At 60.8% G+C, this 24,597-nt stretch carries 18 protein-coding genes; all 18 read right to left on the bottom strand.

Going from position 1 to position 24,597, the window contains the following annotated elements; translation table 11 throughout:
* Window positions 1–141: 141 nt before the first annotated feature.
* Entirely contained in the window at window positions 142–1,194 is a 1,053-nt protein-coding gene (pseI, locus tag ACQ4OE_RS15130; RefSeq protein WP_430947101.1) for a pseudaminic acid synthase, read from the bottom strand.
* Complete coding sequence (pseG, locus tag ACQ4OE_RS15125; protein ID WP_430947100.1) at window positions 1,187–2,692, bottom strand: UDP-2,4-diacetamido-2,4,6-trideoxy-beta-L-altropyranose hydrolase; 1,506 nt, start codon at window positions 2,690–2,692, stop codon at window positions 1,187–1,189. Before pseG ends, pseI begins: the two co-directional genes overlap by 8 nt.
* Window positions 2,689–3,384 carry a pseudaminic acid cytidylyltransferase gene (gene pseF, locus ACQ4OE_RS15120; protein ID WP_430947099.1) on the bottom strand — a complete coding sequence of 232 codons (696 nt, stop codon included), beginning with the start codon at window positions 3,382–3,384 and terminating at the stop codon, window positions 2,689–2,691. The genes pseG and pseF overlap by 4 nt, the downstream gene beginning before the upstream one ends.
* Before the next feature lie 6 nt (window positions 3,385–3,390).
* Window positions 3,391–4,554, bottom strand: coding sequence for a UDP-4-amino-4,6-dideoxy-N-acetyl-beta-L-altrosamine transaminase (gene pseC, locus ACQ4OE_RS15115; RefSeq protein WP_430947098.1), 1,164 nt, complete (start codon window positions 4,552–4,554; stop codon window positions 3,391–3,393).
* A complete protein-coding gene (gene pseB / locus ACQ4OE_RS15110) occupies window positions 4,551–5,552 on the bottom strand; it encodes a UDP-N-acetylglucosamine 4,6-dehydratase (inverting) (RefSeq protein ID WP_430947097.1) in 1,002 nt (333 codons plus the stop codon). Before pseB ends, pseC begins: the two co-directional genes overlap by 4 nt.
* Before the next feature lie 22 nt (window positions 5,553–5,574).
* On the bottom strand, window positions 5,575–8,490 hold the full coding sequence (locus tag ACQ4OE_RS15105; protein ID WP_430947096.1) for a glycosyltransferase family 2 protein: 2,916 nt from the start codon (window positions 8,488–8,490) through the stop codon (window positions 5,575–5,577).
* 55 nt (window positions 8,491–8,545) lie between these two features.
* Entirely contained in the window at window positions 8,546–9,280 is a 735-nt protein-coding gene (locus ACQ4OE_RS15100; RefSeq protein WP_430947095.1) for a cephalosporin hydroxylase family protein, read from the bottom strand.
* 48 nt (window positions 9,281–9,328) lie between these two features.
* Complete coding sequence (locus ACQ4OE_RS15095) at window positions 9,329–10,186, bottom strand: NAD-dependent epimerase/dehydratase family protein (RefSeq protein WP_430947094.1); 858 nt, start codon at window positions 10,184–10,186, stop codon at window positions 9,329–9,331.
* Window positions 10,183–11,409, bottom strand: a complete 1,227-nt coding sequence (locus ACQ4OE_RS15090) for a methyltransferase domain-containing protein (protein WP_430947093.1) — start codon at window positions 11,407–11,409, stop codon at window positions 10,183–10,185. Before ACQ4OE_RS15090 ends, ACQ4OE_RS15095 begins: the two co-directional genes overlap by 4 nt.
* Window positions 11,406–11,966 carry a dTDP-4-dehydrorhamnose 3,5-epimerase family protein gene (locus ACQ4OE_RS15085; RefSeq protein ID WP_093439614.1) on the bottom strand — a complete coding sequence of 187 codons (561 nt, stop codon included), beginning with the start codon at window positions 11,964–11,966 and terminating at the stop codon, window positions 11,406–11,408. The genes ACQ4OE_RS15090 and ACQ4OE_RS15085 overlap by 4 nt, the downstream gene beginning before the upstream one ends.
* Window positions 11,963–13,045, bottom strand: coding sequence for a CDP-glucose 4,6-dehydratase (rfbG, locus tag ACQ4OE_RS15080; RefSeq protein ID WP_430947092.1), 1,083 nt, complete (start codon window positions 13,043–13,045; stop codon window positions 11,963–11,965). The genes ACQ4OE_RS15085 and rfbG overlap by 4 nt, the downstream gene beginning before the upstream one ends.
* A complete protein-coding gene (rfbF, locus tag ACQ4OE_RS15075; RefSeq protein WP_430947091.1) occupies window positions 13,027–13,800 on the bottom strand; it encodes a glucose-1-phosphate cytidylyltransferase in 774 nt (257 codons plus the stop codon). The genes rfbG and rfbF overlap by 19 nt, the downstream gene beginning before the upstream one ends.
* A 247-nt stretch (window positions 13,801–14,047) precedes the next feature.
* Window positions 14,048–17,650 (bottom strand): glycosyltransferase, encoded by a 3,603-nt coding sequence (locus ACQ4OE_RS15070; protein WP_430947090.1) that lies wholly within the window; start codon window positions 17,648–17,650, stop codon window positions 14,048–14,050.
* A 115-nt stretch (window positions 17,651–17,765) separates the two neighbouring features.
* The gene (locus tag ACQ4OE_RS15065; RefSeq protein WP_430947089.1) at window positions 17,766–19,334 is read right to left on the bottom strand and encodes a flagellar hook-associated protein 3; all 1,569 of its coding nucleotides are present in this window, start codon (window positions 19,332–19,334) and stop codon (window positions 17,766–17,768) included.
* Window positions 19,335–19,347: 13 nt separating this feature from the next.
* Window positions 19,348–21,393 carry a flagellar hook-associated protein FlgK gene (gene flgK / locus ACQ4OE_RS15060; RefSeq protein WP_122593345.1) on the bottom strand — a complete coding sequence of 682 codons (2,046 nt, stop codon included), beginning with the start codon at window positions 21,391–21,393 and terminating at the stop codon, window positions 19,348–19,350.
* A 24-nt stretch (window positions 21,394–21,417) separates the two neighbouring features.
* The gene (gene flgJ, locus ACQ4OE_RS15055) at window positions 21,418–22,722 is read right to left on the bottom strand and encodes a flagellar assembly peptidoglycan hydrolase FlgJ (RefSeq protein ID WP_430947088.1); all 1,305 of its coding nucleotides are present in this window, start codon (window positions 22,720–22,722) and stop codon (window positions 21,418–21,420) included.
* Window positions 22,723–22,733: 11 nt separating this feature from the next.
* Window positions 22,734–23,822 (bottom strand): flagellar basal body P-ring protein FlgI, encoded by a 1,089-nt coding sequence (locus ACQ4OE_RS15050; protein ID WP_163005196.1) that lies wholly within the window; start codon window positions 23,820–23,822, stop codon window positions 22,734–22,736.
* Window positions 23,823–23,849: 27 nt separating this feature from the next.
* Window positions 23,850–24,545 (bottom strand): flagellar basal body L-ring protein FlgH, encoded by a 696-nt coding sequence (flgH, locus tag ACQ4OE_RS15045; RefSeq protein ID WP_122593339.1) that lies wholly within the window; start codon window positions 24,543–24,545, stop codon window positions 23,850–23,852.
* Window positions 24,546–24,597 lie beyond the last annotated feature (52 nt).

Below are 24,597 nucleotides of genomic sequence, written 5' to 3'. Positions count from 1 at the left end.
CGGGCAGCCACGGGGAGCGCAAAGGGCTATCACTGGAATCGAAAACGAGCCAGGCGCCATCTCCCCGATCAATACAATACAGTGAAGATGCGCGTTATGACTCGCAGGTCACGCTATTTTGCCGAAACGGTGCAGATCGGCTTATTCGACCAACGACCAGTCCAGCGGCGTGCCGCGCTTGATTGGCGTGCGGGCGCGGCGGCCGAGAACAGCGTCGGTGTGCTTGGGCGGCAGACCGAGGCCTGGACGAATGGCGCGCAGATTGTCCCGGGAAAAGGCCTCACCGGCGGCCATGTCGGCGGTCACGTACAGCGAGCGGCGATACACCACCGATTTGAGTTCGGCTTCGGTTGCACCGTAATGCACCTGACCGAGGGCTTGCCAGGCGCGCTCGGTTTCCACCACCAGACTGGCCATCTCCGCCGGCTCCAGCGAGAAACTGGCATCGACGCCACCCGCTGAACGGTCGAGGGTGAAGTGTTTTTCCACCACCGTCGCACCGAGTGCCACAGCCGCTACCGACACACCAACGCCCATCGAGTGATCCGACAGTCCCACTTCGCAACCGAACAATTCACGCAAATGAGGGATCGTGCGCACATTGCTGTTGAGTGGCGTCGCCGGATACGTGCTGGTGCATTTGAGCAGCACCAGATCCTTGCACCCCGCCTCACGTGCAGCGCGCACGGTTTCATCCAGCTCGGCGATGCTGGCCATGCCGGTGGAGATAATCAGCGGCTTGCCGGTGGCAGCCACACGACGAATCAATGGCAGATCGGTGTTCTCGAAACTGGCGATCTTGTAGGCCGGCACATTGAGGCTTTCGAGAAAGTCCACGGCGCTGTCATCGAACGGCGTGGAGAACGCGAGCATGCCCAATTCTTTCGCCCGGGCGAAAATCGGCGCGTGCCATTCCCACGGCGTATGGGCCTTTTCGTACAGTTCATAAAGTGAACTACCGGCCCACAGACTGCCCGGATCCCTGATGAAGAATTCGCCTTCAGCCAGGTCCAGGGTCATGGTTTCGGCGGTGTAGGTTTGCAGTTTCAAGGCATGCGCCCCGGCCTTGGCCGCCGCTTCGACGATTTGCAGGGCAACGTCCAAAGACTGGTTATGGTTGCCGCTCATCTCGGCGATGATAAAGGGCGGCGCATCGGCACCGATCAAGCGGTCGCCGATCTTGAAACTAGTCATGGGAGTGATCCTTCAAAACACGGATGAACGCGCAGGCACTCTGAGTGAACCCGGCGTCACGAAACACATTCAACGAGGCGCGATTGGCCGGCAACACCTGCGCGGTAATCGCCGTCAGTTGCGGCCAGTGGCGGGTGACGAACGCTTCGCCGCGCACCAGCAGCGATTTGCCCCAACCCAAGCCGAAACGGCCCTCAAGCAGGTAGATCGACACTTCGGCGTCGAAGCCACGCAGGTCGTAACGCAGAACACCGACCGGGCCGTCGTCGGCCTCGGCAATCAGCAGCAAGCGCTGCGGGTTGCGCAGACTGGCGCTCAGCCAGTTGAGGTGCTGCGGCGAGTCAATTTCAGCATTGGCCGGCGACCAACGTCGCACCGCCTCGGCGTTGCGGCCATCGAACAACAACTGCGCGTCATCTTGCGTGGCCGGCCGAATGGTCAGCACCGCCCCGGATAACGCGGCGGCCACGCGCAAAGCGCCGCGCCCATCGACCAGTTGTCGCGAGCGCTCGGCCAGGCTCTGGCGCAGGTAATAATTGTCGGTGACAAAGCCGATGGCGTCGCGCAACTGCTCGACACTGACCTGCTCGCGGGCGCCCATGAACACATGGGCCCCCGCCGCTGCCATCACTTCACCGTTGTTCTGTTGGTTGTTCGACACCGCAATGCAGATCGTCGGCAAGCCCAGCGCCGCGCGCTCCCAACTGGTCCCGCCGCCGGCGCCGATAAACAGATCGGCTTCAGTCATGCGCTGATGGAAATCGCTGACAAAACTGTGCAGACGCCAGTTCGGCCGCGTCTCGGCCAGCGTCTGCATCTGCGCCCACGCCGGGTTGTCGGCGCCGGCGACGAAGTCCACTTGTAGCTCGGTGAAATCCGCCAGGGCGCGCATTGCGTGAAAGGTTTGCATCGCCGCATCGAAGCCGCCGAAATTCACCAGGACGCGTCGCGCTTTGGCTTTGATCTCGATCGGCGGGCAATTGAATTCTTCGCGCAGCATGGCAAAGCGCGGGCCGAGCAACGTGCGGCAGCCCTCGGGCAGCAACGGCGCATAGTTCTCGCTGAGACCGGACAAATTCTGATTGAGCAGCAGATCGACGCTGTAACGCCGGGTGGCCAGATCATCCACCGCCGCGATTCGATGAGCCCAGCGCCGGGCGGCGGTTTGCCAGTGATGATCGAGGCCGTAGTGATCGACGATGATCCAGTCAAACTCGGCCTGACCTTCAAGCTGCGCGCCCAGCGCGTCGATGTCGGCCTGCCACGGCAGCATTGATTCGATGGCTTGCAGCGGGTCTTCATGGGCGTAGCGCTCAGGCAACGCGAACGTTGCAAAACCCTCGGCGCTCAATGCCTCCAGACGATGCCCCGGCAACCGCCGGCAAGCGAACGCGACATGACTGCCCTGCGCGCGCAGCACCCGCGCCAGTGTCAGGCAGCGGGCAATGTGGCCGCTGCCGATGGTCGGCGAGGCGTCGGCGCGAATCAGCACTCTCATTGCAGTTCTCCGCCAGCCTTGAGCGCGGCGTACAGGTATTCGGCGCGCTTCCAGTCTTGCGGCGTGTCGATGTCCTGAACCAGATGCCGGGGCAGGATCACCGGCAGACTGGCTGGCGAATAGAGCACCTCTCCACGCAACCACGCCTCGCTGCGCCCCCAGTAGAACTGGCCGGCGTCCTGAAACGCTTCGGGCAAATCCTGGGAACGGGTGTTGCGAAATTCCGGATACAACGCGGTCAAGGCACCTTGCCCGTCCAGCGTCAGCGCCCGCTGCACCGGAAAGCCGAAATCACAGACTGAGAACGCGAACGACTTGTCCGAATGCCGCTCCAGTAACTCGAAGCCTTCGCGCAGATAGCGCACCTGCAGCAGCGGCGCCGTGGCGTACACGCAGCAGGCGAAATCGAAGGCTGGCAGTTGCTGCAAGGCATGCACAATCACCGCTGCGGTGCCGGTGAAATCATCGGCCAGCGCCGCCGGACGCATGAACGGCACCTGTGCGCCGTGCGCCAGTGCGACTTCAGCAATTTCGGCGTCATCGGTGCTGACCACGACCTGATCGAACAAGCCTGAATCCAGCACCGTGCAGATCGAACGAACAATCATCGGCACGCCGTCAAATGGCGCAAGGTTCTTGCGCGGGATGCGTTTGCTGCCGCCACGGGCGGGGATGATTGCCACACAGCTCACACTTCATTACTCCTCAAGAACCAGCCGACGCAATTGCTCGACCACGTAATCCTGCTGCTCATCGCTCAGCAGTGGAAACAGCGGCAGGCTGATCGCCTCGGTGTAATAACGCTCGGCTTCAGGGAAATCGCCCTCGGCAAAACCCAGGTCGCGATAATACGGCTGCAAATGCACGGGAATATAGTGCAGGTTCACCCCGACACCGGCCGCGCGCAAGCCTTCGAACACCTGACGGTGACTGAGGCGGATGCGCTCAGGCTGCAAGCGAATGACATAAAGATGCCATGCCGACTCCGCCTCGGGTTGAGGGCTGGGTAACGTCACCGGCAAGTAAGTCAGCAGGCGATCGTAACGCGCGGCCAATTCGCGGCGCCGAGCGATGAAGTCATCGAGTTTGCGTAGTTGCGACAAGCCCAACGCGGCTTGCAGATCGGTGATGCGGTAATTGAAACCCAGCTCGATCTGCTGGTAGTACCACGGGCCGTGGCTGGGCTCGGTCATCTGCTGCGGATCGCGGGTCATGCCGTGGCTGCGCAGGCGTTGCAGGCGCTCGGCCAGTTGCGGGCGATTGGTCAGCACCATGCCGCCTTCAGCGCTGGTGATGATCTTCACCGGGTGGAAACTGAACACCGTCATTGCCGCGAATTCACCGCAACCGACCGGGCGTCCCGCATAGGACGCACCGACCGCATGAGAGGCATCTTCGATCACCGTGAAGTTGTAGCGCTCGGCCAGTTCGGCAATCTTGCGCATATCGCAGCTCTGCCCAGAGAACGCCACCGCCACCAGCACTTTCGGCAAGGTGCCGTCCTGCTCGGCTTGGTCAAGCTTGGCTTCGAGGGCGAACGCATCGAGGTTCCAGGTCAGCGGATCGATGTCGACGAAATCGACCTCAGCGCCGCAATACCGTCCACAGTTGGCCGAGGCGAGAAAGGTATTGGGCGTCGTCCACAAACGATCACCCGGCCCGAGCCCCGCCGCCAGACAGGCAATGTGCAGCGCCGCCGTGGCGTTGCTCACCGCCACGGCGAAATCGGCCTGGCAACGCTCGGCCATCGCCTGCTCGAAGCGCTCGATGCTTGGACCTTGGGTCAGCCAGTCCGACTGGAGGACTTCGACGACCGCATCGATGTCTGCCTGATCGAGGCTTTGCCGACCGTACGGAATCATACCGAGAGCTTCGCGTGCAGGTCGGCGATCTGCCCGACCGAGAGGAAATGCGGATTGGTGTCGGAGCGATATTCGAAATCTTCGCCGACCGCACGCCCCCGCTCACCGACTTTGTCGACGGCAAAATCGACATCGACGCTGGTAAAGCGGATCGACGGCTGGATGGTGTAGTGATCTTCGAACTCGAGGGTCATCCGCGCATCGTCCAGCGGCACCATCAACTCATGCAGCTTCTCGCCCGGACGAATGCCGACGTTCTTGTGCGGCAGCTGTTCGGCCATGCCGCGCGCCAGATCGACGATGCGGATCGACGGAATCTTCGGCACGAACACTTCACCACCATGCATGCGCGCGAAGCTGTCGAGCACGAACTGCACGCCGTGATCGAGGGTGATCCAGAACCGCGTCATGCGCTCGTCGGTGATCGGCAGCTCCGTAGCACCGTCGGCGATCAGCTTGCTGAAAAACGGCACCACGGAACCGCGCGAGCCGGCGACGTTGCCGTAGCGCACCACGGCAAATCGGGTTTCCTGCTCGCCGGCAATGTTGTTGGCGGCGACGAACAACTTGTCCGAAAGCAACTTGGTCGCGCCGTACAGATTGATCGGGCTGGCGGCTTTGTCGGTGGACAGCGCCACGACCTTTTTCACGCCATTGTCGATGGCGGCGGCGATGATGTTCTCCGCGCCATTGACGTTGGTGCGAATGCATTCGGTCGGGTTGTATTCCGCCGCCGGCACTTGCTTCAGCGCGGCGGCATGCACGACGTAGTCGATGCCGCGCATGGCCTGACGCAGGCGATCGGCATCGCGCACATCACCGATGAAGTAGCGCATGCACGGCGCGTTGAACGTCTGCTGCATTTCGTACTGCTTGAGTTCATCGCGGGAGAACACCACCACGCGCTTGGGCTGGTATTGCTCAAGCAGACGGGCGATGAATTTACGCCCGAACGAACCGGTGCCGCCGGAGATGAAAATCGATTTACCGTTGAACATGGTTGATTCCTGTCCTGCGCGCTTAGGCGAGCAACTGTGCCCAATTGATCGAGCTGTTTTCGCCCAAGGTAAACCCTTTGCCGGTCAGGGCCAGGTTGGCGTTGTAAGCTGGATCCTGCGCGAACGCATCAACCCATTTCTCACGCAGTGCCGCCAGTGCTTCCGGCGCCTGCGGCAGTTCGCCGGTGTGCAGCACCTGCACCGACGGAGTCCACACAGTGAGGAAACCGTTCTGACCAGCCTTGAGGCATAGATCGACATCGCTGAAACCATCAGCGAACGTCACTTCATCCAGGCCGCCGAGAGCGTTGAACAGCTCTTTGCGCACCATCAGGCAGACCTTCGACACAGCCGAGTAATTCTGCTCGACGGCCAAACGCTGCATGTAGCCCTCGGCATTGTGTTTCTCGCCAATGAAGGGTGAACCGACGCCGCCGTTCAAGCCGAGGATCAACCCCGCCTGGGAAATCTTGCCATCGCGGTCGACCAGTTTGGCGCCGACGATGCCCACTTCCGGACGCTGGGCCTGGTTGAGCAACGAGTCGATCCAGTTCGGGTTGACGACTTCGCTATCAGCGGCCAGCAACACCAGATACTCACCTCGCGCCTGCTCGCTGGCGGCGTTATACAACGCCACTTCACCGAGCATTTGATCGGCACGCAAGATATTGACGCGGGGATTGCGCAACTGGCCTAGCCAGTCGTTGACCGCCGCCGACTGATTCGGGTTGGCTGCGACCAACACTTCATAGCGGCTGTAGCGGGTTCTGAGCAGCACACCCTCAATGCAGCGGCGCAACGCCGACAAATCATCACTGGCCGGCACAATGATCGACACCATTGGGAGTTCGGTATGACGATAATCGACCTGCCAGGTGCCTGGCAGCGACGAAGTGACCTTGGCCTTGTAGCCGCGATTACCCAAATGACGCAGCAACGCCAGGCGCTCATGAGCATTCTCTTGCAGCTCAGCGGCCTGGGTGATCAGCAGCGGCTCGTCGAGATGTGCCAAGCCGTCGAGACCACCCTGCTCAATCAGGCGCAGCAACAGGTCAAATTCCAGCGCCTTGCTGAAATCGGCCTGATAACCGCCCGCCTCGAGGAACACGTCGCGTCGAATCAGCCAGTGGCGCGCCATCAGTGCTGGAGCGCTTTGCAGCAAATCAAGGTTGAAGCCGGGGCGGAACACATCCACCAGCGCGCCGTCTTCAGTACGCTGGATTTCATCGGTAGCCACCGCGCGAAGCCCCGTGGCCGACATCAACTCAAGGCCGGCGCGCAACAGTCCACCGGCAGTGAATTCATCGCCCGCGTTGGCCAGCAGCAACCAGTCGCATGAAGATTGCGCGGCACTCTGGTTGAGTTTGTCGACCAGATTGCCCGGTGTGACCCGGACGAAGTGCAAGGTGTTCTGCGCAGTGGTCGCCGTCTGTGGTTCACCCGTGGTGAAGACCACGATTTTGAAGGCCTTGCTGAACCCTTCGACGAGGCTGTCGAGAGTCACTTGCAGCTTCTCGACGTTGTCGTCCAGATCCAGCAGGAAAATACCGAATTTTGGCCCGCCATCGTTCGCCGCCAGGTGCGCGGCAATCGCTGCAGCCTGTTCAGCGTCCGGCTTGCGGGCTGCCATCCAGTCAAGCAAGCGACCTGAGCGCATCTTGTTGAAGACCGGATAGTGATCGGCGTTTGAAACGGCCTCAAGACGCATCGCCCACTCAGCCATTTCTTGCGCCTGATCCTCCTCGTCGAGCACTCGAAGTTGCTCAGCCAGACGCTTGACCACACGACGGTTGAACACGTTGCTGTCATGGGCCTGCCACAAACGGTCGACGACGCTTTCCGCCGTATCGTTATTGCGCGACTGCAACAGGTACTCCTGCTGGGTCCATATGCCCTCAAGTTTCTCCAGTTGAATACGACCCGCCGGCATCGCATGCAGGAGAAATTCAAACTGGGTCAACAAATCAAAAAAGCGCTGGTTGTAGAACGGCATTTCGACATATTGCCGTGGCCCGAATTTGCGCTCCGGCGCCTTGGTCAGGTGGTTCCAGTGCGATTCGAAAATCAGCTCGGCCGTCAATGCCCGCCCGGTAACCAGGCTGTCGGTCATGGCTGCGAAGCTTTCCAGGGCAAACGCCTTGCGCTGCACCTGATCGAGATCGTTGATACCGGTCGGCAGCGAGGCGAGGAATTCGGCGAAGGCTTCACGCTCCGCTACCGATTTGGCATCGACATAGGACAGGGCGTGATACACCTCGGTGTTGTGGTCGGAGAAACCAACATTGATCTCGCGCACGACATAAGGGATCGGCAGGATGCGCGCCTTGGAGTTTGCCAGCAGATAATAGGTATGGCCGATTTCCTGCCATTCGAAACTGGTGCCCGCCGGCAATGCCGCGTACCAGTCCTGAATGATCGAGGTACGGCATACACCATAGAACGGCGGCACGTACTGATGCATGAAGTCGAGGACCCGATCCTGGGCGCGCTCCGATGCATAGTCTTCGCAGATTTTTTTGTCGCGGCGGTAGTAACTGACGCTGCCGGCCAGTGCCAGGTACATCAGGCAATAGCCATGGCACAAACCGTAGTCGCGGTTCGCCTCCAGGAAGTTCACCGATTCGGCCAGCGACTCGTGCAGGATAAAGTCGTCGTCGGCAGCGAACACCATGTAGGGCGTGGTCAGTTGCGCAACCCCGTAGGTCAGCTTGGCCTGCATGCCCCAGTAGGCGAATTGCGGCAGATGCTGATAGTCGACGGCCGAAAAATCACCTTCCGGCCGCTCGGGAGAAGAGTCCAGCACCAGAACCTTGCAAGGCAGACTGCTGTAATACTGCAGCGCACGACGCAGAAAGGCCGGGCGGTTGTGGGTGATCAGCACCACCGTCAGCAACTCGCTCAATGGCAGCTTTTGTTCAGAAACAGACTTGCCTTGCATAACTTCTCCCACGACCGGCGACACCGCCTGAAAAACGCTTTGATGATGGAACTGATTAACGAACCCGACGCAGATAACCATCCGACGCGACGGTGATCAGCAGCTTGTCTTGCATCGCTTGATCGATCTCGAAATCACGGTTCTCTTTGAGGTAGGCCCAGACTGCGGTTTTCGGGTTGTCACCCGGCCCCCATGGACGATCCGGGAACGCATCGGCGGGCATGTCTTCAACCACGGTGTCCATGACCACGCAGTAGCTGTCTTGGGAAACCAGCGGTGCGTAGAGACGCAGCTCTTCGAGTACGTGCTCGTGGGTGTGGTTGGAGTCGAGTACGACGATGACTTTCTTGCCGGCCGCCGCCTGACGCACCTGCTCGACCACCGCCGGATCGAGGCTCGAGCCTTCGATCATGCTGATGCGTTTGATCATCGGATGGCTTTCGATGGCCTCGCGGTTGTGCGCACGAATATCGCGATCGATGCCCAGCACTTCACCGTGACCCTGCAGTTCCAGCAGCGAGGCGTAGTAAATGATCGAACCGCCGTGGGCGATACCGCACTCGATCACCAGATCCGGTTTGATCCGCCAGATCAGTTCCTGCATCGCCATCATGTCTTGCGGCAACTGAATGATCGGACGGCCCATCCACGAGAAGTGGTAGGTGTATTTATGCTTGGCCGACTGGTTGTAAAACTCTTGGGCCAGCGCCTTCAAGTCCTTGTCCTGGCCTTGGGCAGTCACTTCGGCCTGGCACTCCGCCTCGAAGGCTTTGATTACGTTATCGCTCATTGTCCGGTCTCACTGAAAAGTCATTTGATAGTCACGCCTGGAGCTGCATCAGTCGGTGCGCTGCGCCTCGAGTAACTGTTGTAATCGGTCGACCACCGCCCAGAACGCCAAGGGTTCGTGTGTCGGGTAAGGGTAATGCCCCAGATTCAAATCCATCGAAGCGCCCCGCTCGCGCAGGCGTTTTTCCACCAGTGCCCTGACCGAAACCGGTTGGCCGCTGGCGCAATTGATCACGCCGTTGAAGTCGCGTTTGTGCACGATCGCGGCGAGGTTCTCGGCAGCCGTTTCGATGGCCAGAAAATCACGCAACTGCTCGCCGGCCGACATGTTGAAGGTGGGCTCACCGTTATCGATTGCGCGGTGCAGTGCCGCCAACAGACTGTTGGGGTTCTGCCCTTCGCCATGCAGATAAAACAGGCGCGCCCACTGCAAGGTGAACGGTTGTTGCTGCTGCAGGTTTTGCAAAAACAGGTGCAAGGTGTGCTTGGCCAAGCCGTAAGGATTGCACGGCTGTGGCTCGGTGCTTTCGCTGAGCGGGCCGCTTTGCATGCCGTATTCGAAACAGGTGCCGGTGACCAGCACCTGCTGCACGCCCGCCTCGACCGCGCTTTTGATAAAGCGGTAATCGGCCATCAGGTTGTGCTCGAAATGGAACAGCGCGCGATAGTTCGGCAAGCCCGGCCAGGCCAGATGCGCTAGCGCATCGATGCCAGCGGTCAGCGCGGCGACATCCAGATCGGGCGCGTGGATATCCGCGCTGACGAAGTCGACGTCGTTGATCCACGGCATGCCTTGCGCGGTTTGCGCATTGCGCGCCACCGCGCGGATTTCGCAGCCGCGGGCCAGCAATGCCGCAACCAGATGCCGGCCGACAAAACCGGTAGCGCCAGTGACCAGAACCTTCACAGCACTTTCAACTCAGGTACGGCGATCACGAAGCGGCCGTCCCACTGACGCACTTGCGCCAGTTGCTGACTGACTTCGTGCAGCAGGTTCCATGGCAGCACCAGCACGTAATCCGGTTTCTCGATGTCGATTTGCGCGGGCGCAACGATTGGAATCCGACTGCCCGGCAAAAACTTGCCCTGCTTGTGCGGGTTGGCATCGGCCACCCAGGCCAACAGGTCGGGTTTGACCCCGGCGTAGTTGAGCAAGGTGTTGCCCTTCGCCGCCGCGCCATAACCGACAACACGCTTGCCATCGGCTTTGGCCTGCAACAAGAAGCGCAGCAGTTCATGCTTGATGCGTTCAGCGGCGGGCGCGAGGGTCGCGTAGTACTCGGCGGTTTTCACCCCGGCATCGAGTTCGGCCTGCAACTGCTGCTGTACCGCCGGTTGCAGCGGGCGACGCTCGCCGTCCTTGCGCTGGACGAACACGCGCAGCGAGCCGCCGTGAGTGGTCAGTTGGCTGACGTCGAAGACTTCCAGACCGTTGCGCTCACACAGCGTCTGCACGGCAGTCAGCGACAGGTAGGAATAGTGTTCGTGATACAGCGTGTCGAACTGCGCGCCGGCCATCAGCGTCAGCAGTTGCGGAAATTCGAAGGTGGCCACGCCGCTCGGCTTGAGCAGTGCGGCGAACCCACCGAGGAAATCGTTGATGTCCGGCACATGGGCGAGCACGTTGTTGGCCGCCATCAGATCGGCGCCCCAACCTTCGCTGTTCAGTTGTGCAGCGGTGTCGCGACCGAAGAACAGTTCTCGGATTTCCAAACCTTTCTCGCGCGCGGCTTGCGCGGTGCTGCGCGTCGGCTCGACACCCAGGCACGGGATGCCACGAGCGGCGACGTATTGCAGCAGGTAACCATCGTTGGCGGCGACTTCAACCACGCGGCTGTCGGCAGTCAGACCGAAGCGTTCAATCATCTCGGCGACATAGCGCTCGGCATGGGCCAGCCAGGTGCTGGAGAACGAACTGAAGTAGGCGTACTCGGCGTCAAACAGACTGTCGGCGCGGGTGTAATCCTCGGTCTGCACCAGCCAGCATTGCTGGCACACCGCGACTTTCAACGGCACCCATTGCTCGGCCTGTTCGAGGCGATCGGCGTGCACATAGGCGTTGGACGGTGGCGAGGTGCCGAGGTCGATCAGCGGCAGACTCAGCGGTGCGGCGCACCCACGGCAGTTCATAGACGCACTCCAGCAAAGTGTTGATCGAGCGCGGGATGGCTGGAATCGCGCGCTGACAAATTATTGACAGGCAACGGCCAGGCAATCGCCAGCCGAGGATCATTCACCGACAGACCACCCTCATGCTCCGGCGCATAATCGGCGCTGTGCAGGTAGAGCAATTCGGCGTCTTCGGTGAGGGTCTGGAAACCGTGGGCGAAGCCAGCCGGGATCAACAGACTGCGGCCATCGCCGGCCTTCAGATGCTCGGCGTGCCAGTGCAGAAACGTCTCGGAATCGGGACGCAAATCGACCGCGACATCCCACACCTCGCCACGCAGGCAGGTGATCAGTTTGGCTTCCGGCGCGTTGGCGTTCTGATAATGCAGACCGCGCACACTGCCCTTCTCGCGGGTGCAGGAATGGTTGATCTGGCGGATGTGAAATTCGCTGCCGAACGCGCTCAAGCTGCCTTCGCAGAACAGCCGGGCAAAGTGCCCGCGCTGATCTTCGAAGCGTTTGTGCTGGACGCTGAACAGACCGGCCAGCGGCAAAGCCTTCAGGGAAAACTCGCTCACAGCACGCCTCGGTACAGGTCCAATTGACCGAGGGTGACGGCGCGCATGTCATCGCCGTTCTGCCAGGCCAGGTGCCAGTCGAGGGTCTGGGCCAGACATTGCTGCAGGGTCCAGCGCGGTTGCCAGCCAAGTAGTTGGCGCGCGCGGCTGCTGTCCAGACGCAACAGGCCGGCTTCGTGCAGTTCGCTTTTTTCGATGCGCAAACCACGCGCCTGCGGCCAGCGGCTGGCGAGCAATTCGACCACTTCGCCGACGCTGCACATGTCCGCCTCGCTCGGGCCAAAGTTCCACGCCCCGGCGTATTCCGGGCCTTGTTCGTAGAGGCCGGCGGCCAGTTGCAGGTAACCGGCCAGCGGCTCCAGCGCGTGCTGCCACGGGCGCACGGCTTGCGGATAACGCAGCGTCACCGGCTCGTCTGCCGTCCACGCTTTCAGTACGTCGGGAATCAGTCGCTCAGGGGCAAAATCACCGCCGCCCAAGACATTGCCGGCACGCGCCGTGGCCAGGGCCAAACCGTGTTCGGCGTACTTGTCCGCCGGGAAGAATGACGCGGCATAAGACTGTGCGAGCAATTCACAGCAGGCCTTGCTGCTGCTGTAAGGATCGTGGCCACCGAGGGCTTCGTCTTCGCGGTACGGCCACAGCCATTCCTTGTTGGCGTAAACCTTGTCGGTGGTGACCAGCACGCAGGCGCGCACGCAACCGACCTGACGAATCGCTTCGAGCAGGTTCAGCGTGCCCATGACGTTGCTGGAGTAAGTGCCGAGCGGATCGCGATAACCTTCGCGCACCAACGGCTGCGCGGCCAGGTGCAAAACGATCTCCGGCTCGGTGTCAGCGATGATTTCCAGCAAGGCGCCGAGATCACGCAAATCACCGCGCTGATCGTTGATGCCTTCGTGCACGCGCGCCAGTTCGAACAGGCTCGGCTCGGTCGACGGATCAAGGGAAAAGCCGCTGACTTGCGCGCCGAGGCTTTGCAGCCACAGGGTCAGCCAACTGCCTTTGAAACCGGTGTGACCGGTAACGAGAACCCGTTTGCCGCGCCAGAAATCCGCACTCACGCCCATTGCTTCCATGGGGCCTCCCCGCTCTGCCACAGCGCTTCGAGGTGGTTCTTGTCGCGCAGGGTGTCCATGGGTTGCCAGAAACCATCGTGTTCAAAGGCTTTGAGCTGCTCATCCTGAGCCAGACGGGCCAATGGTTCGGCTTCCCAAGTGGTTTCATCGCCAGCGATGTACGGCAACACTTTCGGCGACAGCACGAAAAATCCACCGTTGATCCAGCCGCCATCGCCACGAGGTTTTTCGGTGAAGCCGAGAACCTGATCGCCCTGACGCTCCAGCGCACCGTAGCGCCCTGGCGGTTGCACGGCCGTCACGGTCGCGAGGCGGCCATGAGCCTTGTGGTAATCGACCAACTGACGAATGTTCAGATCGGAAACGCCGTCGCCATAGGTGAAGCAGAACGCCTCTTCATCCTTGAGATAACGGCCAGCACGCAGCAAACGGCCCCCCGTCATGGTTTCCTCGCCGGTGTCGATCAGCGTGACGCTCCACGGCTCACTGTAGTTCTGGTGCACGTCCATGCGGTTGTTGCGCATGTCGAAGGTGACGTCGGAGGTGTGCAGGAAGTAGTTAGCGAAGAAGTCCTTGATCGCGTAGCCCTTGTAGCCAAGGCAGATTACGAAGTCGTGGATTCCGTGGGCGGAATACTGCTTCATGATGTGCCAGAGAATTGGCTTGCCGCCGATCTCGATCATCGGTTTGGGCTTGAGGTGCGACTCTTCACTGATGCGTGTGCCGAGGCCACCCGCCAAAATAACTGCCTTCATCGTCTCCCCTCTTGTTCGTCACCGGGCTGCGCGCAGCTTTCTTGAGCTGTGCGGCCTACTGGCTAGCCTTTTTGCCGGTTCGGGCGCAGGTGGCATGCCCGCGAGCGCTCGTTTTATGGCGATTTGCGGGGGACTTGCAGGAAACGCGCCAGCTCGCAGGGCAGGCGCCAGAGGCCGGGCACGATGCTTTTCGGGCGAAAAAAAAGGCGACTCGTCAGTCGCCTGTTTTTCCGGGTCAGCACTTGAATCAATTCGCCAGCCAGCCATGTTCCCAGTACCGCAGATTATCGCCGCGCAACACGTAGTCGCGCAGCACGACTTCGCGCAACTCGTCGCCCATGCGGTAGCTGGCGTCCGGGTCGGCCAGGTGCATGCGGATTGCCTGCAGCCATTCTTCCGTGGAGTTGGTCTTGACCCGAGTACACGGCAGGTAGCCGCGATAGGCCTCAGTGTCGGTGCAGATTACCGGGTAACCGCAGGCACCGTATTCCAGCAGACGCAGGTTGCTTTTGCAGTCGTTGAAAATGTGGAATTCGAGCGGTGCAAGGGCCAGGTCGAGATTGAGGCTGGCCAGTTTCGCCGGGTACGCGTCGAGGGCGATCACACCATGGAACTCATGCATGTACGGGAGCAGATCATCCGGGCACATACCGAAAAACACCCAGTCGACTTCATCCGCCAGTTCGCGCACGACATCAGCGATCACCGCGAGGTCACCATGGTGACTGGTGCCGCCGCCCCAACCGACTCGTGGCTTTTTCGAGGTCCGGCGCTGGCCGCGCAAGTTGCTCCAGAACTCCTTCGCCAACATGTTCGGCACGACACGGATGTCGTGATGCATGTCCGACAAGGCGTTGGCCAATGGCTGAGTCGAGACCACGACGCGGTCGCACATGCCGATCGCACGGCGGACAATACGCTCCATTTCATACTTGTCCGGCATGTTGCGGATATGCGCATTGCGATGGGGAACATCAATGACGTAGTCGTCAAGCTCATAGATGCTGCGGGCATTGAAGTAGCTGCACAGCACCGGCATTTCGTTGACCGACGACACGGTGTAACGCCCTTGCAGAACGATTACATCAGGTGACAGACGCTCGATTTCAACAATCGGTGGCAGGTTCACGCTATAGCGGATCTGTCCCTGCACCCGCCCGGCCGCTTCGAGCTCGATCAGCGGTTGCGTGACACGATAGTGACCGATCGCCGAGGCGTTGAGCGGCAACCCGAGAATCCTCGGCATGGTGCTATTGCGGAAAGGAGTCCAGCCGGTGCGCAGGCCCGGCTCAAGCGTGAAGCTCGAGCCGGTGTGCTTTTGCAGCGAAAGATTGGGATTGTAGGCAGGGTCGCGGGCAATGACCGGCAGCCAGCGCTTGAAGAACGTTTCTTCCTGCTGATTATGCGAGACCCCTTCTTCGTTGATGACCTCCTCGACTGGCTGCGCGCCCAGCGCCAGCACAGCATAGGGAGTCCACACCACGAGATAACCTTGCCGGGCCACGCGTAGTGCCAGGTCCACTTCATGCAACATACGCGGCAGACTCTGCTCATCCAGACCATCAACCGCATCGAACACCGACTTGCGCACCATCAGGCAATCGGCGCCGACGGCGCTCAGATCCTGAACCACCTGCAAGCGGAACATGTAGCCGGACGACTGCATGGCCTGACCATAGAACGGCAGGCCGGCCGGCCCCTGCAAACCCAGCACCAGCCCCGCATGCAACACATAGCCATCAGGATTGAAGAGCTTGGCACCGACAATGCCGACTTCCGGACGCTGGGCGTGATTGAGCAACTCGTCGAGCCAGTCACCCTGAGTGATCACGGTGTAGGGGTTGAGCAGCAAGACGTATTCGCCCCTCGCCTGACCTACGGCAAAGTTGCGCAGTGCGGCGACGTTACCCTGTTGCGGGTAGGCCAGCACGCGTACGCGTTCACTGCCCAATTGCGCCATACCGTCCAGCCAGGCACGGGCCTCGGCGGTCTCGCTGGCGTTGTCGACCAGCAACAGCTCGTACTCGCTGTACGCGGTTTTTTCCAGCAGGCTTTCGACGCAGCGTTGCAACGCCGCAATCTGGTCGCGAGTGGAAATGATGATCGAGACCAACGGCCGATGGGCATGCCGGTAATCGACCCGATTGAGCAACTCGACGCTGCCGCGTCGCAGATCGTGGGCGATCCCCATACGATCCAGATGCGCCGACAGCAATCGCGCGTTGTGTTCACTCACGGCGGGCAGCGACAGCCACTGCGCCAGGTCGAAGGACGACTCGATGGCAATCTCGGCCAGATGCCCAACTACCTGAGTGCCGTGCTCTTCAACCATTCGCCAGAGCATGTCGTGAGGCGCGAGCTCAGTGAAAGTCGAATCGAAGCCGCCGAGTGTCAGAAAAGTCTCGCGCCGGAACGCCAGCGCACGACCGACATAAGGGTAGGAGCGCATCAGATCCAGGTTGAAGTCGGGCTTGAATGCCGGCTCCGCCGACTCCCCCGCACGCAAGCTGCCTTCATCGCTGTACAGACAGTGCAAGGCGCTGTTGAAGGCGATGCGTTCGGCCAACATCAGCAAGGCCGGAGGCACCAGACGATCACCCGCGCGCAGCAGATAAAACCAGTCAGCGCCATCCAGTTGCGGCAGCAGCTGATTGATCTGGTGCAGATAATCGTCCTGCAACGGCAAATGGAACACACGCCCATCCAATACCGGCTCAGTGCAATCGCTGGACAACACCAGCGTCAACTCAGGTGGATAGACCTGCGCGACAAGACTTTCCAGCGTCCGCTCCAGCGCCGCAGGACTGCCCTGCTCGTCCACCACGATGGGCACGATTCGCGGTGTAGACGACCAGCCCGCCAGAGTGTCCGGCAACAATCTGCTCTGGACGTCGCTGAGCCTGCGGCACCCCAGCCATTGCGCATAGAGTTCGGAAAAGCTCTGGCTGTCAGCACCGACTTGCCAGATCTGGGCGCTCTGTTTGGTACCGAGGGTTCGGCTCAGCGGCAGTTCTATCCAGACCCGGGGGGACTCATCCGCATTGGGCAATGGCACATAACGCACCCACCCTTTCGCAGGCGCCGACTCTCCGCTGCGCGCCTTGAGCATTTGCAGCAGCCATTGCCGCTCGACCACCAAAGCGTCCTTCATGACTTGCTGGCCACTCAGGCGATCCGGATACAGACGTTCAACGCTTAACACATGATTGGAAATCACCGTGTTGCCGCGTCGCAGCAAACACACGAACAAGGCGAAATCGAGGCTCGCGACAAAACAGTGGTCCGGCTGAGTCAGCGCCGGCAGTAACTCGACAACGTCGGCGCGACGGAACAGGGCATTACTGAAACCACCGAGGAGGTTCGACGGGAACGTCTCGAAGAGCGCCAGCAGATCCTCTCCCTTGAACAGGCCACTGATCGGAGAGAGTGGCGTGTTTTCCAGACGTGAAGGCAGCACCATGTCATCGGCGTCCCAGAACAGTCGCTGGGCCAGCACCAGATTGACCTCGTCACGTTCAGCGAGCACTTTGGCCTGATGCTCGATACAGCTGGTGAACAGCTGATCGTCATCGCACAAAAACTTGATGAATTCGCCCTGAGCCTGATCCAGGCAGGCCTGCAGATTGCCGACCATTCCCAAGGTGTGCGGATTGCGCACGTAGCGCACAGCCACCCCGCTCTGCTCGGTCATCGCCGCGACAATGGCTTCGATGTCATCACCACGACTGTCGTCGCAGACAATGATTTCAAGATTGCCGTAGCCCTGACTGACGGCGCTGCGCAATGCCCGCTCGAAGAAGCGCGGGTTGAAGGCAGGAATGACAAGGCTGACAAGGGGAAGTGACTTCACGGCGGACTCGCTAGCGGCGGGAACCCGACCGGAACTGCGAGCCCTCTGAAACCGCGGAAAAAAACATTAGAAACTCAAGAGCAGGAAAACCGGGTGCTTGCACACCCGGTCATCGTCAGATCTTGTTGAACAGACCCAGCTGGCTGATCTTGCTGAACGCCAGTTGCGCAGCCTGCAACATGGTCTGCTGCAAGGTCAGGCGGGTCATGACTTCGGCCGGATCCGAATCGCGGATCGAGCCTTGCGTCGTAGTGTTGGCGGTGCTCAGGCTGTCGTTGGTGACGCTTTGCATGTCCAGCGACTGGCCACGGGCGCCGATCGACGTGACTGCGGTGCCAATCTGGTTGGTCGCAGCATCAATGTTTCCGATACCGGCTTCCATGGCGCCCTGCAGTTTTTGCTTGGCGACCGGATCGCCATCGATTGGCGTGTTCAGCGCGTTGATCATCTGGCCGAGGGTATCGAGTACGTTCTGGGTCTGATGGTTGTTCGGCTGGATCGAAAATTGATCACCCGTTGCCGGAGTATTACCCAAGGCGAATGTCACACCGGCTGCGGTCGCGTTGCCGCCGACCACGGTGCCCGAGGACACAGGTTTGCTGTCGGCCGTTACCGGTGCCGCGTACAGGTCAAACGCAGTGGCGCTGGTGAACTTGAGGACGGCGCCACCCTGCGGGAAAGCCGCGGTGTAGGCTGCCTGGTCGGTGATGCTGGAACCGGTGATCACCGCCGTCGACGTATTGCCCGGGTTACGCGAGGTGGTGAACGTGTCCGGTGTCACCGCCAACTGAAAACTGTGCCCGGCAATGACCGCGTCCGGGTTGGTATCACCAGCCTGCAGGTTGATGTTCAGCTGCATGTCGACGCCACGGAAGCTGAAGCTCTGGTTGGCGCCACTGGTGTTGCTGATCAGGCCATTCTTGCTGGCTTCAGCGGTCACGTCATTACCCAGCGCATCAGTGATTTGCATCTGCGTGCTGCTGACGAAACTGACGGTATACGGCTGGCCGCTGGTGAACTTGGCGTTGTAGGTCGCTTCAGTGCCGATCGTACCGTTGGACAGCACGACACGACCGTCATCCACCGCTGGAGCAGTGCGGGTCACGTTGGTGCGGGCGGTATTGATGGTCTGCTGGAATGCATCCCAACCGGTCGTGTTGGTGCCGACCGACAGGCCATCGCCAATGCCCAGATTGATGGTGGTCTGATCACCGTTGTAGGTGTAGGTGCCGTCGCCGTTTTGCGAGTACGGGGCCGTGTCGGTCTTGGAACCGGAGAACAGGTAGTTGCCGTTGGCATCCTTGGAGTTCATCAGGCCCAGCACTTGTTTCTGGATCTCGCCCAGTTCCGAGGCGTAAGCCTGGCGGTCCTTGTCGGTGATCGTGCCGTTGTTGGCGGCCAGGGACAGTTCCTTGGCACGCGACAACGCCGTGGTGATCGCATCCAGCGTGGATTCCTGAACGGTCAACGCACTTTTGGTGGTGCTGATATTGGTGGTGTACTGGTCAAGCATCGCGGCCTGCTGGCCCAATTGCAGCAAGCGCCCGGCACCCAGCGGGTCATCGGACGCATTGGTGATGCGCTGCAGGCTGCTCGCCTCGCTGGCGGTGGCAACCGCCTTGTTGAAGTTACGCTGATAGTCCGACGCTTGCGTGCCGTAATACTGGGCGGTGGAAATGCGCATGAATTACGACTCCTTAAAGGCTGTTGATCAGCGTGGCGAAAGTTTCCTGCGCAGCTTTGATGATCTGCGAAGACGCTGTGTAGTACTGCTGATATTTGACCAGGTTGCCGGTTTCTTCATCCAGGTTGACCCCGGACAGCGAATCGCGGGCGCCTTTGGCGTTGTCCAGAATCGCTGTGGTGGCGGCGCTGTCGGACTTGCCCTGGGCCGTCTTGGTGCCGACGTTGGTCACCAGTTTGTTGTAGGCGTCGGTCAGGCTGATGCCCTTGCTCGCCGAACCGGTGTCGACGGTCTGCTTGGTTTGCAGGCCGACCAATGCTTGCGCGTTGCGGTTGTCCGAAGATGCCGCGCCGGTCAGATTCATGGTGAAGGTTTCGCCGGACTTCGGCGTGCCGCCGACCGTGGTTTGTACGGTGAAGGTCTTCTGCACGTTCGGCGTGACGGTGGTGTCCATTACCGGGTTGCCGCTGGCGTCGACGATGCCGACTTTCAGGTTCAGCGTGTTCGACTGGCCGGGCACGATGGTGCCGGTGCCGATGGTCGCGCCCTTGGCATCGACCAGGTTGTACGATTGGCTACCGCCGCTGGCTGCACCGAATACCAGTTTGACCGGCGTCGAATTCTTCAGCGCCGCCTGCATGTCAGCCTGGGCCGTCGAGCTGTAGATATCGATCGTGTCGCTCAGCGTCGGCTGGGTGTAAGTCCCCAGGCCGGCAGCGCTGGCCACACCGGTCAATGGACCGGCTGCAGCAATTTTCTTCGGGTCGGTGAGGACCGTCTGAATGCTCGCGGCCGCGCCACGGGTCGGGGTGATCTTGAAGCTGTCACCGGCGCTCAACGCACCGCCATTGAGGGCGAGGCTGAAGCCGTCGATCACCGGTGGCGGATTGGTGGTGGTGCTGAACGTGCCCAGGTCGGTGCCATCGGAACGCTTGACGGTGTAGTCGGTGGCGCTGGTGAAGGTGACCTGATAATCACTGGTGGTCAGCTTGCCAGTGTCCTTGATCGTGACGTCAAGGTTGCCCGAACCGGTGCTGTTGCCCGCCGCCGCAATGCTGCGCTGACTGATCAGTGCGGCACTGTTGATGTTGTTGAAAATCGCCGCGCCGAAGTCACCGTTCTTGTCGATGCCCTGGGCTTGCTGGCTGTTGATCTGGTCAGCGACCACCAACGCCACGCGGCCCAGCTCGTTGAGCGAAGGGTCGAGGACTTCCTTGCGATAGGTCAGCAGGCCGCCGATTTCGCCACCGCTGATCACCGAAGTGATGTCGATGGTGCTCGAACCGCGATCCATCTGAATGCCCATGCGCGAAGGATCATCCTTCATCGGCACGGTGCTCAGGGTGTTGGTGGTGTTGCCGATCACCAGCGGCTGGCCGCTGCCGACGTAGATATCGAAACTGGTACCGCGCTCGACCACTTGCGCACCGGTCAGCTCGGACAGTTGGCGCACGGCTTCGTTACGCGAGTCGAGCAAGTCGTTCGGCGCGCCACCACTGGTGGAGATCTCGCCGATCTTCTGGTTCAGGTTGGCGATCGAGGTCGCCAGCTTGTTCACCTGGGCCGCCATGTCGGCGAGGCTGCCGTTGATGGTGGTGTTCTGGTCGTTGAGCTGCTTGGCGATGGTGTTGAAGCGATTGGTCAGTGCCTGCGCGCCGGTCAGCACCGATTGACGGGAGGTGTCATCGGTGGCCGAAGTCGAAACGCCCTGCATCGAGGTGAAGAATTTTTGCAGCACGCCGGTCAGGCCGGTGTTGGTATCCGACAGCATCGAGTCCAGCGGCGTGGCCTGGGCCAGGAACGAGGCCGATTCGCTGTCCAGCGAGGTCGCCGTGTGCAGTTGGGTTTCCAGGTACGAGTTATAAACCCGGCGCACGTCAGCCAGGGTGGTGCCCGTGCCGATGAAGACGGTGCCGTACTGCTGCGAGGATTTTGTGCCCTGCACGGTTTGCTGACGCGAATAACCGGCGGTGTCGACGTTGGCAATGTTGTTGCCTGTCGTAGCCAAAGAGGACTGACTGGCCGACAGTCCCGACATCCCGATATTGAGCAAACTCATGGTTCAGACCTTATACCTTGTGCCTTATAAAGGCGTGGTGGATACACCCGCCGCAGCGTAGTTTTGGAAACTGTTCATCTGCTTGGCTATCTGCGAAATCTTTGTCGCGTAGTTCGGGTCGGTGGCGTAACCGGCCTTTTGCAATTCGCGTACAAACTGTTCTGGGTTATCGGCAGACTTCAGCACATCTTGATAGCGATTATTGCTCTGCAGCAAAGTCACCAGATCGTGGAAACTGTCCTTGTAGGAGGCGTAGGAACGGAACTCGGCCGTCTCCTTGACCATCTGCCCGTCGCGGAATTCGCTGGTGATCGCCCGGGCCGAATCGCCCTTCCAATTGCTGCTCGCCTTGATGCCGAACAGGTTGTGACTGCTGCTGCCATCCTGGGCGCGCATGACCGATTTGCCCCAGCCGGTTTCCAGTGCCGCTTGGGCGACCAGATAACGCGGATCGACGCCGATACGGTCGGCAGCTTCCTTGGCCATCGGCAGCATGGTGTTGACGAATTCGTCGGCAGAGCTGAAGGCTTTCTTCGCCGGCGCCAGCGGAATTTGTGCCATGGCGCGGCCGTAAACCTGCATCTGCCCGCCGGAGGCTTTTTCGTTCTCGGCGCGGGCCAGCCAATCACCGTTGTACAGCGGACCAGAGCCCGTCGCGACGGCAGTCGTGGCGCGCGGCAACACGGTATTCGCGGCAGGCGTCGCGTTTGTCGTGGCCGACGGCACGAGACCGGCGAGCAGACGATCAGCCAGTTTCGGCGGCAGTGCCAAGCGCCGCTTGTTGATCATCGCCATGTCATTGCTGTGGGAAACGTCGGCGCTGTTCGACACACGACCCGAACGCGACGCCCACAGCGGACGCTCGCCATTGACTCGTGACAACGGGCCATTGATCGCGGTGGTGCCTGCAGCAATCGGCGTGGCCACGGCAGCGACTTTCGCCCGGGCTTCTTCCTGCTTGGCGGCGGAGGCGGCAGCCGCCTCACCCGGCGCCATCGGTTTGTTCTTCTGCATCTGGCGCAACAGCACGTCAGCCAGGCCGATACCACCGCCCTCGCGGGACATCGAAACGGCCATCTGCTGGTCAGCCATTTCCTGGTACTGCTTGGCGGCCGGTGTGTTGAGCGGGTTGTCCTGACCGAGCGTCTCGGTGGCCGAGCGCATCGACTTGAGCATTTCTCCGATGAACAGCGATTCGAATTCCTGCGCAACCTTGCGCATGTTCGCATCACTGTTCTTGTCGCCGACCTTGAGCTGATTCAGACGATTGAGGTCGGAATACGAACCCGAATCCGCCGTGTCGACCAGACTGCCTTTGCGCATATCCATGTCTGCCGTCCTCAGATCACGATCAGGTCGGCTTGCAATGCGCCGGCCTGCTTCAGTGCTTCAAGGATCGCCATCAAGTCACCCGGCGCCGCGCCGACCTGGTTCACCGCACGCACGATCTCGTCGAGGGTGGTGCCCGGGCCGAATTTGAACATCGGTTTGGCTTCCTGCTCGGCGTTGACGCGCGAGCGTGGCACGACAGCCGTCTGGCCGTTGGACAACGGGCCTGGCTGGCTGACAATCGGGTCTTCGGTGATGGTCACCGTCAGGCTGCCGTGGGTCACGGCGGCCGGCGAAACCTTGACGTTCTGGCCGATGACGATGGTGCCGGTACGCGAGTTGATGATGACTTTCGCCACTGCCTGACCCGGGTCGACTTCAAGGTTTTCGAGGATCGACAGATAGTCGACGCGCTGGCTCGGATCGAGCGGCGCGGTGACACGGATCGAGCCGCCGTCGATGGCTTGGGCGACGCCAGGGCCGAGCATGTCGTTGATCTTGTCGACGATGCGCTTGGCGGTGGTGAAGTCGGAGCGGTTGAGGTTCAGCGTCAGGCTGTTGCCCTGGTTGAAACCGCTCGGCACCGAACGCTCTACCGACGCACCGCCGGGGATGCGACCGGCCGACGGAACGTTGACGGTGATCTTCGAGCCGTCGCGACCTTCGGCATCAAAACCGCCGACCACCAGGTTGCCCTGAGCGATGGCGTAGACGTTGCCGTCGATACCCTTGAGCGGGGTCAGCAACAGTGTGCCGCCGCGCAGGCTCTTGGAGTTACCGATCGAGGACACAGTGATGTCGACCTGCTGACCCGGTTTGGCAAACGCCGGCAAGTCGGCACTGATCGACACCGCTGCAACGTTCTTCAACTGCACGTTGCCCGAGCCCGGCGGCACTTTGATGCCGAACTGCGACAGCATGTTGTTGAAGGTCTGCAGGGTGAACGGGGTTTGCGTCGTCTGGTCACCGGTGCCATTAAGCCCGACCACCAGGCCGTAACCGATCAACTGGTTGGAACGCACGCCGGAGATGCTGGCGATGTCTTTCAGCCGCTCGGCGTGGGCACCAAACGCTGCGGACATCATCGCCGCAGCGAGCATGAGGCTCTTGAAGTTCAACGTAGCCACCTAGAAAGGGAACAGCGGGCTGAGGAAGAAACGGTCGAACCAGCCTGGCTGACTCGTATCGGCAAACGCGCCGGTACCCGAGTAGGTGATGCGTGCATCGGCGACCCGGGTCGACGACACGGTGTTGTCCGTGGCGATGTCATCGGCGCGCACCAGGCCGGCGATGCGAACCAGTTCGTCACCGGTGTTCAGCGTTAGCCACTTCTCGCCGCGCACGGCGATGATGCCGTTGGGCAGCACGTCAGCGACGGTCACGGTGATCGAACCGGTCAGGCTGTTGCTCTGCCCCGACTTGGCGTCGCCCTTGGTCGAACGGTCGGCGCTGTAGCCGGCGTTCAGGCTCAGGTCGTTGCTGCCGATCGGGTTGTTCGTCGTCAGACTGGAACCGAACAACGACGTCAGGCCGATCTTGTTATCGCTGTTCTTGTCCATTTGCGAGTTGGCGTTCTTGCTTGCCTGGGTGCGCTCGTTCAGGGTGATGGTGATGATGTCACCGACCCGGAACGCCTTGCGGTCGCTGTACAGGTTCTGTTCGAAACCGGCCTGATAGATCGAGCCATTGTTGGCCGCCGACGGCAACGGCGTGCGCGGCAACACCGGAGCGTAGTAAGGGTCATTAGGCTTGGGCGTCGGTGCGACGCAGCCCGCGAGCGAGACGACCCCACCCAATGCCAGAACAGATACAAAGCGTTTCATGACCCTACCTCACGGTGTTGCAGGCAGCCTCATGGCTGCCACATAGACTTGA

The organism is Pseudomonas sp. WC2 (assembly GCF_050586545.1).
GTDB lineage: Bacteria > Pseudomonadota > Gammaproteobacteria > Pseudomonadales > Pseudomonadaceae > Aquipseudomonas.
This window is presented reverse-complemented; position numbering and strand designations above follow the sequence as displayed.